The organism is Enterobacter sp. LM3 (assembly GCF_046622475.1).
GTDB lineage: Bacteria > Pseudomonadota > Gammaproteobacteria > Enterobacterales > Enterobacteriaceae > Enterobacter > Enterobacter cloacae_P.
On sequence record NZ_JBJURN010000003.1, the window covers coordinates 74,951 to 89,214 of the forward strand.

At 53.3% G+C, this 14,264-nt stretch carries 13 protein-coding genes and 5 tRNA genes; all 18 read right to left on the reverse strand.

The annotated features are described in order from the left end of the window. Positions 1–39 precede the first annotated feature (39 nt). The 18 genes from luxS to mltB all read right to left on the reverse strand — a co-directional run bounded on the left by luxS (position 40) and on the right by mltB (position 14,059). Positions 40–555: an S-ribosylhomocysteine lyase gene (luxS, locus tag ACJ9N4_RS04460; RefSeq protein ID WP_182272407.1), complete on the reverse strand. Its 516-nt coding sequence runs from the start codon at positions 553–555 to the stop codon at positions 40–42. A 152-nt stretch (positions 556–707) separates the two neighbouring features. Next, a complete protein-coding gene (gshA, locus tag ACJ9N4_RS04465) occupies positions 708–2,252 on the reverse strand; it encodes a glutamate--cysteine ligase (RefSeq protein ID WP_182918828.1) in 1,545 nt (514 codons plus the stop codon). 83 nt (positions 2,253–2,335) lie between these two features. Continuing rightward, a complete protein-coding gene (locus ACJ9N4_RS04470) occupies positions 2,336–2,764 on the reverse strand; it encodes a YqaA family protein (RefSeq protein ID WP_182272409.1) in 429 nt (142 codons plus the stop codon). Continuing rightward, positions 2,761–3,327 (reverse strand): fructose-1-phosphate/6-phosphogluconate phosphatase, encoded by a 567-nt coding sequence (gene yqaB / locus ACJ9N4_RS04475; RefSeq protein ID WP_182918829.1) that lies wholly within the window; start codon positions 3,325–3,327, stop codon positions 2,761–2,763. The genes ACJ9N4_RS04470 and yqaB overlap by 4 nt, the downstream gene beginning before the upstream one ends. Positions 3,328–3,585: 258 nt before the next feature. Continuing rightward, positions 3,586–3,662: transfer RNA gene (locus tag ACJ9N4_RS04480), tRNA-Arg, on the reverse strand. 160 nt (positions 3,663–3,822) lie between these two features. Further along, positions 3,823–3,899 (reverse strand) — tRNA-Arg (locus ACJ9N4_RS04485). A 160-nt stretch (positions 3,900–4,059) separates the two neighbouring features. Continuing rightward, positions 4,060–4,136: transfer RNA gene (locus ACJ9N4_RS04490), tRNA-Arg, on the reverse strand. Between the two features lie 64 nt (positions 4,137–4,200). Then, positions 4,201–4,277, reverse strand: a tRNA-Arg gene (locus ACJ9N4_RS04495). A gap of 4 nt (positions 4,278–4,281) precedes the next feature. Then, a tRNA-Ser gene (locus ACJ9N4_RS04500) sits at positions 4,282–4,374 on the reverse strand. 343 nt (positions 4,375–4,717) lie between these two features. Then, positions 4,718–4,903, reverse strand: coding sequence for a carbon storage regulator CsrA (csrA, locus tag ACJ9N4_RS04505; RefSeq protein WP_000906486.1), 186 nt, complete (start codon positions 4,901–4,903; stop codon positions 4,718–4,720). Between the two features lie 241 nt (positions 4,904–5,144). Beyond that, the gene (gene alaS / locus ACJ9N4_RS04510; protein ID WP_182918830.1) at positions 5,145–7,772 is read right to left on the reverse strand and encodes an alanine--tRNA ligase; all 2,628 of its coding nucleotides are present in this window, start codon (positions 7,770–7,772) and stop codon (positions 5,145–5,147) included. A 131-nt stretch (positions 7,773–7,903) separates the two neighbouring features. Further along, a complete protein-coding gene (recX, locus tag ACJ9N4_RS04515; RefSeq protein WP_182918831.1) occupies positions 7,904–8,404 on the reverse strand; it encodes a recombination regulator RecX in 501 nt (166 codons plus the stop codon). A 67-nt stretch (positions 8,405–8,471) separates the two neighbouring features. Next, entirely contained in the window at positions 8,472–9,530 is a 1,059-nt protein-coding gene (gene recA / locus ACJ9N4_RS04520) for a recombinase RecA (protein WP_182272413.1), read from the reverse strand. An 89-nt stretch (positions 9,531–9,619) separates the two neighbouring features. Further along, a complete protein-coding gene (gene pncC, locus ACJ9N4_RS04525) occupies positions 9,620–10,117 on the reverse strand; it encodes a nicotinamide-nucleotide amidase (RefSeq protein WP_182272414.1) in 498 nt (165 codons plus the stop codon). 130 nt (positions 10,118–10,247) lie between these two features. Beyond that, positions 10,248–11,126, reverse strand: coding sequence for a metal ABC transporter substrate-binding protein (locus tag ACJ9N4_RS04530; protein ID WP_182272415.1), 879 nt, complete (start codon positions 11,124–11,126; stop codon positions 10,248–10,250). A gap of 14 nt (positions 11,127–11,140) precedes the next feature. Continuing rightward, a complete protein-coding gene (locus tag ACJ9N4_RS04535) occupies positions 11,141–12,001 on the reverse strand; it encodes a metal ABC transporter permease (protein WP_182272416.1) in 861 nt (286 codons plus the stop codon). Next, a complete protein-coding gene (locus ACJ9N4_RS04540) occupies positions 11,998–12,651 on the reverse strand; it encodes a metal ABC transporter ATP-binding protein (RefSeq protein WP_196390418.1) in 654 nt (217 codons plus the stop codon). Before ACJ9N4_RS04540 ends, ACJ9N4_RS04535 begins: the two co-directional genes overlap by 4 nt. Positions 12,652–12,958: 307 nt before the next feature. Beyond that, on the reverse strand, positions 12,959–14,059 hold the full coding sequence (gene mltB, locus ACJ9N4_RS04545) for a lytic murein transglycosylase B (RefSeq protein ID WP_182918833.1): 1,101 nt from the start codon (positions 14,057–14,059) through the stop codon (positions 12,959–12,961). Positions 14,060–14,264 lie beyond the last annotated feature (205 nt).

Sequence of the window (14,264 nt, forward strand, 5' to 3'; positions counted from 1 at the left end):
AACCCTTACCCTCTCCCGGTGGGAGAGGGCGAAGGCGCACTAGATGTGCAGTTCCTGCAGTTTTTCTTTTGGCAGGGCCAGCTCTTCATTGCTGTTCACACGAACATCACGCTCAATGATGTGGCGCGCGATTTCCTGCGCTTCTTCCAGAGAGTGCATCTGGTAAGTCCCGCACTGGTAAATGTTCAGTTCAGGGATCTGATTCTGCTCTTTCACCTTCAGCACGTCTTCCATTGCTGCTTTCCAGGCTGCTGCAACGCGCGTCTCTTCAGGCTGACCAATCAGACTCATGTAGAAACCCGTGCGGCAGCCCATTGGGGAGATATCAATAATCTCTACGCCGTTGCCGTTCAGGTGGTCACGCATAAAACCGGCAAACAGGTGCTCCAGCGTATGAATGCCTTTTTCAGGCATCACTTCTTTGTTCGGCACGCAGAAACGCAGATCGAATACGGTGATCGTGTCGCCGTGCGGAGTGTGCATGGTCTTCGCCACACGTACAGCAGGTGCTTCCATACGGGTATGGTCGACGGTAAAGCTATCTAATAACGGCATACGTCACCTCCGATAGTGATTTTTTTAAAAAAAACTGAACTCTTCGACAGAATGCGCGTCTGAGTATATGAAAGACGCGCATTTGTTATCATCATCCCTGAATTCAGAGATGTATATTTTGGCCACAGCGATGTGGCCTTTTTCTTTTTGGTTCAAACCTGCTTCGCCAGAAACGCCTCAAACGACTCAGTATCCGCCGCTTCGACCTCTTTCTGACGTATGACAGAAGCGTCTCGTTCTGCCATAAAATCCGCTTCACTCAGGATTTCTAGCGGCTCCTGCATCAGCATTTCCCGGTATTGCGCAGAGAGCGAACGCCCTGTACCGCCGATACCCTGATCAATCATAGAACGCAGAATACGTGCTGAGAATGTCAGTTCAGGGTTATCAAAGCATTCGACCAACTGGTCGCAAACGTTTTGATACTCTTCACCGCCGTATACGCTGTCCATTGTCTGGGCAACACGTTTCAGGTCAAGGAACAGATCTTTACCCACTTTTGGCAGCGGGAACTGCGCCGCTTCACAGCCGATACCCAGCGTCAGACCCGGCTTACGCCCTTCCAGAATCACGCGATTCCAGTTAGTACGGGTGCAGAGCAGTTCATCTGAACTCATTTCAGGCGCATCGGCCAGCACGCACCAGACCATAAACAGATCAAGGAAGCGAACCTGCTGCTCATCAACACCAATCGGTGAGAACGGGTTAATATCCAGCGAGCGCACTTCAATGTATTCAATACCGCCGCGCTGCAGCGCATCAGACGGTGTTTCACCGCTGCGCGTGACACGCTTCGGACGAATGGGCGCGTACAGCTCGTTTTCAATTTGCAGCACGTTGCCGTTGATTTGCAGGCGCTTACCGTCTTTTTCGAGACCGATTTTCTCGTACTCTTCCGACGGCGTTTTAATCGCGCGCTTCAATCCTGCCACATATTCATGCAATTCGTTAAACGTAATACCGAGATTGCTTTGCGATTTATTGGTATAACCAAGATCGCTCAGGCGCAGAGACGTGGCATACGGCAGGTAGTACATCCCGCATTCGGTCTTCTCGAACGGCAGCGTGGTCGGTTTTCCCTGCAGGAATGATGAACAAATCGCAGGTGACGCGCCAAACAAATAAGGAATGACCCAGCCGAAACGATAGTAGTTACGGATCAGGCGGAAGTAGCCTGCGGAGATCGCTTCTTTATCCGTTTCGCCGCATTTCGCCTGCCAGAACGCCATCGGCAGAGAGAAATTGTAATGCACCCCAGAGATGGTCTGCATCAACGCGCCGTAGCGGTTTTTCAGCCCTTCACGGTAAAGCGTTTTCAGCCGACCGATATTCGACGTGCCATACTGCGCCAGCTCAATCTCCTGCCCCTGCTCGATATAGCACGGCATACTGAGCGGCCACATGCGCTCATCGCCCAGATTACGGGCGGTAAAGCGATGGACGTCGCGCAAGATCGTCAGCATATGATCAATATCGCCATCCACCGGAGTGATAAACTCCAGCAGCGCTTCGGCGAAATCGGTTGTGATCCATTTATGTGTCAGCGCCGAGCCTAACGCCTTCGGGTGACCCGTTGTGGCTAAGCTGCCATCTGCGTTAACGCGCAGCGTTTCACGCTCAAGCCCACGCTGAATACCCTTCAGAGCCTGAGGGTGGTTTTCCAGCCAGGCCAGCGCCTGTGATACGTCCGGGATCAAATTGACCTCCCGCCTGTCAAAGTATTGTTACTCAGCATAATTGTAATGGTTGACGATTGAAGGTCGCTAAATCACTCCACCAATTAGTGCCACCACGTCATACCCTGTAGTGTTACCCATGCCACGAGAACATAGCGCAACGCCTTGCCAAGGCACAAAAAAAAGAGCACCGGTCCCCAGGAGATGCGCATCCATCCCGCCAGCAGACACAGTAAATCACCTATTACAGGCATCCAGCTTAATAACAGCGTGGCAGCGCCATAGCGTTTTAGCCAGCCGACTGCCTTTTCCTGCCAGCGTGATTTTTCACGCAGCGGGAAGAAACGCCCAAGAATAACGTTAGTCAGCCCTCCAAAGCTATTACCCATTGTTGCTATTAAGACGAGCAACCAGGGCTGACTGGCACCAGACAACAGCATCGCTACCAGCACCACTTCCGAATTTCCCGGTAAGAGCGTGGCGCTTAAGAAGCTGCTGGCGAATAATGAGGCAAGTGACAGCGCGTCACTCACAGTAAGCGAACGTCCACCGCATCCATTCCGGCATCACGCGCGGCCTGAATACCAAAATCTGCATCTTCAAAAACAACGCATTTTGCCGCAGGTACACCCATGCGTTCTGCGCAAAGCAGAAAGGTGTCTGGTGCGGGTTTGTGGTTTTTAACATGATCGGCGGCAACCACAGCGGAAAAATAGTGACGCAAGCCAAGATGGTTGAGCAACGCTTCTGCGATTGAGCTTTCGCTGCCCGTGCCAACCGACATCGGCCGACGTCCGTGCCACTCCTTAACAACATCTATTAGCGGCAATGGACGTACGGTATCTAAAAGCATCGCCTTTACCGCGTCAGTTTTTTCACGTGCGAGCAGGTGCGGGTCGAGATCGGCCTGATTCATTTCAATCACGGCCTGCGCAATACGCCAGGTTGGGGATCCGTTGAGGGCAACCATTGCCTGGAGATCGAAACGCATGCCGTAACGTCCAAGGACTTCAGTCCAGGCTTTACGATGCGTGGGTTCAGTATCCAGGATGGTACCATCCATATCGAAGATCAAACCGTCATACTGTGCGTACATCGTGCTCTCGCTAAACGATTAACAAAGCATTACTTTATCGTAAATGGTGGTTTTTGTCGCTGATTGCGAAATGATAACAATGAGAGTGATTAAGAACTGAACACAAGGAGAATGACAAGAAGAGATGGTGCATCCGGGAGGATTACTCGGCTTACGCCTCGCCCTGCGGGCCGTTGCTGAAGCAACGTTATCCTCCCTGGTGCTTGCGATTAACTCGCAGACCTTAAAACAACAGTGTTGCTGTTATCTCGGAGAATATGGTGCATCCGGGAGGATTCGAACCTCCGACCGCTCGGTTCGTAGCCGAGTACTCTATCCAGCTGAGCTACGGATGCATCGGGAAATGCTTTTAGAAACAGTAAATGGTGCATCCGGGAGGATTACTCGGCTGCGCCTCGCCCTTCGGGCCGTTGCTGAAGCAACGTTATCCTCCCTGGTGCTTGCGATTAACTCGCAGACCTTGAAATAACAGTGTTGCTGTTATTTCGGAGAAGATGGTGCATCCGGGAGGATTCGAACCTCCGACCGCTCGGTTCGTAGCCGAGTACTCTATCCAGCTGAGCTACGGATGCATCGGGAAATGCTTTTAGAAACAGTAAATGGTGCATCCGGGAGGATTACTCGGCTGCGCCTCGCCCTTCGGGCCGTTGCTGAAGCAACGTTATCCTCCCTGGTGCTTGCGATTAACTCGCAGACCTTGAAATAACAGTGTTGCTGTTATCTCGGAGAATATGGTGCATCCGGGAGGATTCGAACCTCCGACCGCTCGGTTCGTAGCCGAGTACTCTATCCAGCTGAGCTACGGATGCATCGGGATTTACTACTGTACTACTCGATATTCATATCACTTCGAAAGCAATATGAAGTAATAGATGGTGCATCCGGGAGGATTCGAACCTCCGACCGCTCGGTTCGTAGCCGAGTACTCTATCCAGCTGAGCTACGGATGCAAAATGGCGGTGAGGCGGGGATTCGAACCCCGGATGCAGCTTTTGACCGCATACTCCCTTAGCAGGGGAGCGCCTTCAGCCTCTCGGCCACCTCACCACACAACGCCTCTTTCGAGTGCTTCGAGTAACTCGTTAAGAGCTTCTCGTCGCTGCGTGGCGCATATATTACTTTCTGGGACTTATAAGTCAAACAATTTTCCACACGCTTTTATCGTTTGCACAAATCGCACGCAATTCGCATGTAAAAGCCGCAAAGAGGGTGTTTTATAAGCGGATTTTGCAGGCATCTTCACAGAAATCTATTGAGGGAATGACGGCGTTTGGTCGAGATAAGGGTAAGGGAGTGGTTAAAAACAGAGCGGTTGAAATCAAACGGTAACTTTAAGCAGGAAAAATTGCGGGAGAGGTTGCGTCTCGCCCGACAGCGAGACGCGATAATATCAGTAACTGGACTGCTGGGATTTTTCAGCCTGGATACGCTGGTAGATCTCTTCACGGTGGACAGATACTTCTTTAGGGGCGTTCACACCAATACGAACCTGGTTACCCTTTACCCCTAAAACTGTCACGGTGACCTCATCCCCAATCATGAGGGTCTCACCAACTCGACGAGTCAGAATCAGCATTCTTTGCTCCTTGAAAGATTAAAAGAGTCGGGTCTCTTGTATCCCGGCATTATCCATCATATAACGCCAAAAAGTAAGCGATGACAAACACGTAAAGTGTAAGCAGTCACGGCATTACATTCTGTTAAACGTAAGTTTAGCCGATATACACAAACTCAACCTGACTTTATCGTTATCGATAGCACAGTGAACAAGACGCCATAACGTTGCCGCTATGGCGTCTGCTTGTGCTTTGTAATTATTACAGTTTCGCGCTTACCCAGCCTTCAACGCTGGCCAATGCCGCAGGAAGTGCCGCCGCATCCGTACCACCAGCTTGCGCCATGTCCGGACGACCGCCCCCCTTGCCGCCCACCTGCTGAGCGACCATACCAATCAGTTCCCCTGCTTTAACGCGGTCGGTCACATCCTTAGAGACGCCCGCAATCAGAGAAACCTTACCTTCTGCCACCGTCGCCAGCACGATAACTGTGGAACCAAGCTGGTTCTTCAGATCGTCGACCATAGTGCGAAGCATTTTAGGCTCAACACCGGCCAGGCAGCTGACCAGCAGTTTGACACCCTTAATCTCTACCGCTTTGCTGGAGAGGCTTGCGCTCTCTTGTACTGCTGCCTGCTCTTTCAACTGCTGCAGCTCTTTTTCCAGCTGACGGGTGCGATCCAGCGCAACACGCACTTTCTCACCCAGATTCTGGCTATCGCCTTTCAGCAACTGTGCGATGTCGTGCAGTTGGTCGCTCTGCGCATGCAGGCTGGCAATAGCACCTTCACCGGTCACCGCTTCAATACGACGAACACCTGCCGCCGTACCTGATTCAGAAACGATGCGGAACAGACCGATATCACCCGTACGGGAAGCGTGAGTACCACCGCACAGTTCGGTGGAGAAGTCGCCCATGCTCAGTACGCGAACACGTTCGTCATATTTCTCACCAAACAGTGCCATCGCACCTTTCTTCTTCGCCGCTTCGAGCTCCATGATATGAGTTTCGATTGGCAGGTTACGACGGATCTGCGCGTTCACCAGATCTTCCACCGCACGGATTTCAGATGGCTTCATCGCTTCGAAATGAGAGAAGTCGAAACGCAGAACCTTATCGTTAACCAGAGAACCTTTCTGTGCAACGTGGGTACCCAGAACATCACGCAGGGCTGCGTGCATCAGGTGCGTTGCGGAGTGGTTCAGACGAATACGTGCACGGCGAACTTCATCAACGTTAGCCTGAACGCCCTCACCCACTTTCAGAGAGCCGGAAACCAGTTTGCCCTGGTGACCAATAGCCTGACCGTATTTCTGGGTGTCAGTAACGTTGAAGCTAAAGCCGTCGCCTTTCAGTTCGCCTTTATCGCCAACCTGGCCGCCAGATTCGGCATAGAACGAGGTTTTGTCCAGAATCACAACCGCATCCTGGCCTGCGCTGATGCTGTCTACGGCTTTACCGTCAACAAACAGAGCGGTCACTTTGCCGGTCAGTTCCAGATTTTCGTAGCCTTTGAATTCAGACGCACCCTCAACGCGGATCATCGCGTTATAGTCTGCGCCAAAACCGCTGGATTCACGCGCACGACGACGCTGCTCTTCCATCGCAGCTTCAAAGCCCGCTTCGTCAACTTTGATGTTGCGCTCACGGCAAACGTCTGCCGTCAGGTCAACCGGGAAGCCGTAGGTATCGTACAGGCGGAAAGCGGTTTCGCCATCCAGCGTGTCGCCCTTGAGCTTAGCCAGCTCGTCATCCAGCAGCGCCAGACCACGCTCCAGAGTACGGGCAAACTGTTCTTCTTCGGTTTTCAGAACCTGTTCAACCTGCGCCTGCTGGCGTTTCAGTTCATCGCCCGCAGCGCCCATCACGCCAACCAGTGGCCCAACGAGTTTATAGAAGAAGGTGTCCTTCGCACCCAGCATGTTGCCATGACGGATAGCACGACGAATGATACGACGCAGCACGTAACCACGGTTTTCATTCGACGGAATAACACCGTCGGCAATCAGGAATGCACAGGAACGGATATGGTCTGCGATAACGCGCAGAGATTTGTTGTTCAGATCGGTTGCGCCCGTCACATCAGCAACGGCTTTGATCAGAGTACTGAACAGGTCAATCTCATAGTTGGAGTTAACGTGCTGCAGAACAGCCGCGATACGCTCCAGACCCATACCGGTATCAACGGACGGCTTCGGCAACGGCTCCATCGTACCGTCAGCCTGACGGTTGAACTGCATGAAGACGATGTTCCAGATCTCAATGTAGCGATCGCCATCTTCTTCAGCACTTCCTGGAGGGCCACCCCAGATGTGGTCACCGTGATCGTAGAAGATCTCGGTACATGGACCACAAGGGCCCGTATCGCCCATCTGCCAGAAGTTGTCAGACGCGTAAGGTGCGCCTTTGTTATCGCCGATGCGGATAATACGTTCGCGCGGGATACCAACTTCTTTTTCCCAGATTTCGAAGGCTTCGTCATCGGTTTCATAGACGGTAACCCACAGACGCTCTTTCGGTAGGTTGAACCAGTTTTCACCGGTCAGCAGTTCCCACGCATACTGGATGGCGTCGTGTTTGAAATAGTCGCCGAAGCTGAAGTTGCCCAGCATTTCGAAGAAGGTATGGTGACGCGCGGTGTAACCGACGTTTTCCAGGTCGTTGTGTTTACCGCCCGCACGCACGCAACGCTGTGAGGTTGTGGCGCGGGAATAATTACGCTTGTCGAGACCAAGGAATACATCCTTGAACTGGTTCATCCCGGCGTTGGTAAACAGTAGAGTCGGGTCGTTGTTCGGTACCAGGGAGCTGCTGGCAACAACCTGGTGTCCCTTACTATGGAAAAAATCGAGAAACGCCTGACGGATCTCAGCGGTGCTCTTGCTCATAATTATCCTGAAATCAAGCTAACGAAATGTCGTAGCAAGCCTGTACTGTTAAACAGTTGAACAGACCAGCTACTGGAAAAAGTGGGAATAAGATAAGTTTTCTTTAGTGGGAAGTAAAATCCCGCATGCGTTCAATCGGTAAAATTGCGCCAGATATCCTGAATATCTTCCATCAGGAAGCCGCGGTAGAGCAAAAAGCGCTGAATTTTGATTTTGTCTGAAAATTCACGCGGCAGCGGTTCACCATATTTACGCATCGCCTGTTCTCTTGCCAGTTCGCACCAGTCGGTATCGCATTCGCGCATCGCTTTTTCAATGGATTCACGGGCTACGCCTTTCTGATTAAGCTCCTGGCGGATGCGCACGGGGCCGTATCCTTTGCGGCCACGGCTGGCGAGAAACCGGGAAGCAAAACGGTCATCATCCAGATAGTGATGCTCGTAGCACCAGGCAATCACGCGGTCGTAATCTTCCGCGGTAGCATCAATCTCTTCCGGCCCATTTTTGCTCATGATGGGGGCGGAAAGTTTCCGCCGCAACTCTTGTTCGCTGTGGTCGCGCACAGCAAGAATACGTACCGCACGATCCAGTAAACGTGCGTACGCAGGACGACGAGTTGTCGGTTCACTCATAAAAAACCTGCTGGTTCAGAAATGCAAAAAGGGCCGCATCAGCAGCCCTTCGTCTTTACACGAAACATTAAAAATCTTCGTGGGTTTCTTCAGCATCCGCGCTATCAACTGCGAAGTCTGGTGTGGCGTCCTGGTTGTTCAACAGAAGCTCACGCACTTTCTTCTCAATTTCTTTCGCCGCAGCCGGGTTCTCTTTCAGCCAGCCAATTGCATTGGCTTTACCCTGACCGATCTTATCACCGTTGTAGCTGTACCATGCGCCCGCTTTTTCAATCAGCTTCTCTTTCACGCCCAGGTCAACCAGCTCGCCGAAGAAGTTGATACCTTCGCCGTAGAGGATCTGGAATTCAGCCTGTTTGAACGGTGCAGCGATTTTGTTCTTCACCACCTTCACGCGAGTTTCGCTACCGACCACGTTCTCACCCTCTTTCACCGCGCCGATACGGCGGATATCCAGACGGACAGAAGCGTAGAATTTCAGTGCGTTACCACCGGTCGTGGTTTCCGGGTTACCGAACATCACACCAATTTTCATACGGATCTGGTTGATGAAGATGAGCAGCGTATTGGACTGCTTCAGGTTACCGGCCAGCTTACGCATCGCCTGGCTCATCATACGCGCCGCGAGGCCCATGTGAGAGTCACCGATTTCACCTTCAATTTCGGCTTTTGGCGTCAGTGCGGCAACGGAGTCAACCACGATAACGTCAACGGCACCGGAGCGTGCCAGCGCATCACAAATTTCCAGCGCCTGTTCACCGGTATCCGGTTGAGAACACAGCAGGTTATCGATATCAACGCCCAGTTTGCGGGCATAGATTGGATCCAGCGCATGCTCGGCATCGATAAACGCACAGGTTTTACCTTCGCGCTGTGCCGCAGCGATAACCTGCAGCGTCAGGGTGGTTTTACCGGAAGATTCCGGTCCGTAGATCTCTACGATACGGCCCATTGGCAAACCGCCAGCACCCAGTGCGATGTCCAGAGAAAGCGAACCGGTGGAGATGGTTTCCACGTCCATTGAACGGTCTTCACCCAGGCGCATGATGGAGCCTTTACCGAATTGCTTTTCGATCTGGCCCAGTGCTGCCGCCAACGCTTTCTGTTTGTTCTCGTCGATAGCCATTATTACTCCTGTCATGCCTGGAGAAGCGACTGCGCTTCACCGTGGATTTCTGTTCTGTTGGTGCAATTATACTGTACAGTCATACAGTATCAAGTGTTTTGTAGAAATTGTTGCCAGAGCGTTTTTAACGCATATTCGGTTGCCTGCCGACGCACGCTTTCGCGATTGCCGCTAAAGCACTCCCGGCGAGTGATCCCTTCACCTTTTGAGGTGGCAAAACCAAACCAGACGGTACCGACGGGCTTCACGTCACTGCCACCGTCCGGCCCTGCGATGCCGCTGATCGAAATGGCATAATCGGCACGCGCCTCTTTCAGCGCCCCAATAGCCATCTCAATCACCACCGGTTCACTGACCGCACCATGCTGTTCAAGCGTCCCTTCACGCACGCCAATCATCTGTGCCTTAGCTTCGTTACTGTAGGTCACAAAGCCGCGTTCAAACCAGGCGGAACTGCCTGCAATATCCGTAATCACTTTGGCAACCCAGCCGCCAGTACAGGACTCTGCAGTGGTGATAGTCGCACCACGTTGCTTAAGCGCCAGCCCTACCACTTCGCTCAGCTGCATCAATTCATGGTCAGTCATTATCGCTCCTGGCTTCGGAAAAACGTGCTGCACAAGATAGCACTTTCTCGTCCGATATGGGGACGAGCTTCGGGTTTTACGAGGGAGCTTCAGAAAAAAGCCGATGCGGGTGCACCGGCTACAGGAAAGATTATTTCATACTGTCCGCAAGGGTATTCACATTGTGGCGAAACGCGTTGATGTAGGTATCTGCCACACCACCTTTTGCCGACAGCGCTTCCGGGTAAAGCTCCCCGCCCGGCTGCGCGCCCGTCGCACTGGCAATCTGTTTCACCAGACGCGGGTCGAGCTGGTTTTCCATAAACCAGGTTTTCACGCCGTCCATTTTAATCTGGTTAATGATCTCCGCGACCTGCGCCGCGCTGGCCTCACTCTCTGATGACAGCCCTTGCGGTGCCATAAAAGTCACACCGTAGGCGCGGCTAAAATACCCGAACGCATCATGGCTGGTCAGCACTTTACGTTTCTCCTGCGGGATTTGGCTAAAGCGCGTTTTAGCCCAGTTATCCAGTTGGGTGAGCTGTTTGATATAGGGCTTACCGGAGGCTTCCAGCGCCACTTTATCTTCAGGATCGGCGTTCACCAGCCCCGAGAGGATATTTTGCGCATACAGCGCCCCGTTCGCCGCGCTATTCCACGCATGTGGGTCGGTCACGGTTTTGCTATCCTCTTCCAGAGTATGAGTTTTCACTCCTGTGGAGGCCACAACGAGCTGGCCCTTAAAGCCAGAGGCTTTTACTAGCCGGTCGAGCCAGCCCTCCAGCCCCAGACCGTTTACCACCACGACGTCAGCCTTACTCAGCGCTGCGCTGTCTTTCGGCGACGGTTCGAAAGTATGCGGGTCACCGTCCGGCCCGACCAGCGTCGTCACCTTCACGTGATCGCCCCCCACCTGCCGGGTGATATCCCCCAGTATGGAAAAGCTGGTCACCACGTTGAGCGTTTTCGCCATCACACTGTGTGACATCATCCCCAGCGCGAGCGCCACTGCTAACCCTGTACGTTTCATCGTTTCCCCTTGCGTTAAAAAAGCGCACGCAGGCTGCCTGCCAGCCTGCTGCGCGTGCCAAATAAAATGGAAATAAAGAACAGCGCGCTGGCCGTCAGGACGATGGACGGTCCGGCGGGTAGACTCATCGCCCAGGAGAGGCTCAGCCCCAGCCACGCGCAGAAAATGCCGCTAATACCTGCCATCAGCAGCAATCCTGGTAGGGTGCGTACCCAGCAGCGGGCCGCCACTGCGGGTAACATCATCAGCCCCACGGCCATCAGCGTGCCAAGTACCTGAAAACCGGCTACCAGGTTGAGCACCAGCAATGCCAGAAACAGGCCGTGTAATAAGCCGGGCACCCCGCGAGCGTTCACCTGCAGCCAGGCGGTATCAAACGCTTCGGTCACCAGCCCACGATAGAAAATAGCCAGCATCATCAGTGTGAAGATGCAAACGCCGGTCACAAACAGCGCGGCATCGTTGTCCACGGCGAGAATAGAGCCAAACAGCAGATGCAGCAGATCGACGTTCGAACCGTGCAACGACACCAGCGTGACGCCCAACGCCAGCGATCCCAGATAGAACCCCGCAAAGCTGGCATCCTCTTTAAGCGGCGTACGGCGGCTCACCAGCCCGGCCACCAGCGCAACGGTAATTCCGGCGATAAAGCCACCAATACTCATCGCCAGCAGTGACATTCCGCTCAGCAAATATCCCACGGCGACACCGGGCAAAATGGCGTGAGAGAGTGCATCGCCCATCAGGCTCATCCGGCGCAACTGAAGAAATACACCCAACGCGGTAGTGCTGACCGAGAGCGCCAGGCAGACCACCAGCGCACGACGCATAAAGCCGTAGTCGATAAACGGCTGAAAAAAGAGATGCCAGATCATGCCACCCTCACCCGTTCGGTTTTCCAGAGGGGGGTATCAACATCCAGCCGCAATGTCTGCGGGAAGTGGCGCGACACGCGTTCGCTGTCATGCAACACGGCGAGCAGGGTCTGCCCCTGCTGATACATCTCCAGCATCAGCGCCATCAGCACATTGCAGGTGACTTCATCAACGCCGGTAAACGGTTCATCGAGCATCACCAGCGGAGCCTGCTGCACGAGTACGCGCGCAAACAGCATGCGCTGAAACTGGCCGCCGGACAGTTCATCAATAGTTGATAACGCCATCGACTCCAGCCCCACACGCTCAAGGGCTTCGGTAATACGCAGTCGCGTTTCGCGACGAAAACCAGAAAAAAGCGAAATCCCCGGCCAACAGCCCATACTCACCACGTCCTGCACGGTCAGTGGAAATTGCGCCTCCAGCGCGTGGCGCTGCGCCAGCCAGCCAATCACCGGGCGTTTACCCTGCCAGCGAAAATCGCCGCTTACAGGGGGAATAAACCCGGCGAGCGTTTTCAGTAATGTGGATTTCCCGCATCCGTTAGCACCGATAATCGCGGTCATGCTTCCGCGTTCAATGACACCCGACAGAGGACGCGTAACAGGCTGGCGGTCATACCCCGCCATCAGTTCGTTCATTACGATCATGGCAAAGCCACCGCCCAGCTCACGGCCAGCCCGATAAACACAATAAGCACCAGTGCCAACAGAAGCCGGACTGACGCGGATAAAGAGAAAAGGGACGTTGACATCTCGACACCACATTAGATGTTATAACATAACAATAATGAAAGAAAACGAAGATGTAAACGAAGAGGATTGAACAGGAGTGTGGCGAAATGTTTCTGTGGTATTTCCCCCTCCCGTGGGAGAGGGTGAGAGCATCAGTCTGCACTGTGTCTGCATTATTGCCGGGTGGCGGCGTTGCCTTACCCGGCATACTCAACCGGACTGATTATTGACTAAACGGTGATGCCGCGGGTGCACGCGCCTGCGAAACTGCCAGCCCCAGTTGCCACACCGCCATTGCATAGTGCGTGCTGTGGTTATAGCGGGTGATAGTGTAGAAGTTTGGCAGCCCGTACCAGTACTGATAGCCCGTCCCCACATCCAGACGCAACAGGCTCGCCTGTTGTGCATTACCCAGAGGCTGCGTTGGCGTCAGACCTGCCGCTGTCAGCTGCGAAATGCTGTAGTTAGTTTTAAAACCGTTTTCCAGCCCCGGAGCCTGGCCGTTAGCCTGCACTGCCACCTGGCCGCCCGCGACCCAACCGTGTGATTTGAAGTAGTTCGCCACACTACCAATGGCATCCACCGGATCCCACAGGTTGATATGACCATCACCGTTAAAGTCGACGGCAAATTGCTTATAGGATGACGGCATAAACTGACCGTAGCCCATCGCACCGGCAAACGACCCTTTCAGATCCAGCGGATCGTCCTGTTCGTTGCGCGCCATCAGCAGGAAGGTTTCCAGCTCGGACGAGAAATACTCGGCGCGACGCGGGTAGTTAAAGGAGAGTGTTGCCAGCGCATCGAGAATGCGGGTTTTCCCCATCACGCGGCCCCAGCGGGTTTCCACGCCGATGATCCCGACGATGATTTCAGGCGGTACGCCGTAAACCTGCCATGCACGGTTAAGGGCATCTTCATACTGATTCCAGAACACCACGCCATTTTGCACGTTGTCCGGGGTAATAAACTGTTTGCGATAGCGCAGCCACGCACCGTTTGGCCCAGTCGGCGCTTGCGCCGTCGGTGCCTGTCTGTCCATCAGGCGCAGAACGTAGTCCAGACGTTTTGCCTGAGACAAAATTTCATGCAGTTGCTGCCTGTCAAAGCCGTGTTTGCTCACCATGTTATCGATGAACTGCTCGGCCGCCGGGTTATTCGCGAAGTCACCGCCCATCTGCATCATATTATGCTGCGGCTCCAGCAAGAATCCCCCGGAAGGCGTGCCAGCCGTAGGCTGAGCAGCTTCGGTTTTAGGTTTGCTACTACAGGCAGACAGAAGAATAAGCGCAGGTAACAACGCTGCATAACGACGCTTGAACATGGGACATCCATTTAACGAGTTCGATAAGAGCCCAGTATGGTAAAGCATCCCCGACACCTCAAGGAAGCGGTACTCATCTCCCCTGCCAAATCTTTACGCTCCCCAACGCAAATCTGTGTTTTTTTCAACCAAAAACAATTCACCACACTAATTAACTTTCAAAACAATCCATTTTTCTTTCATTGTGAGATCTAACTAACACTTT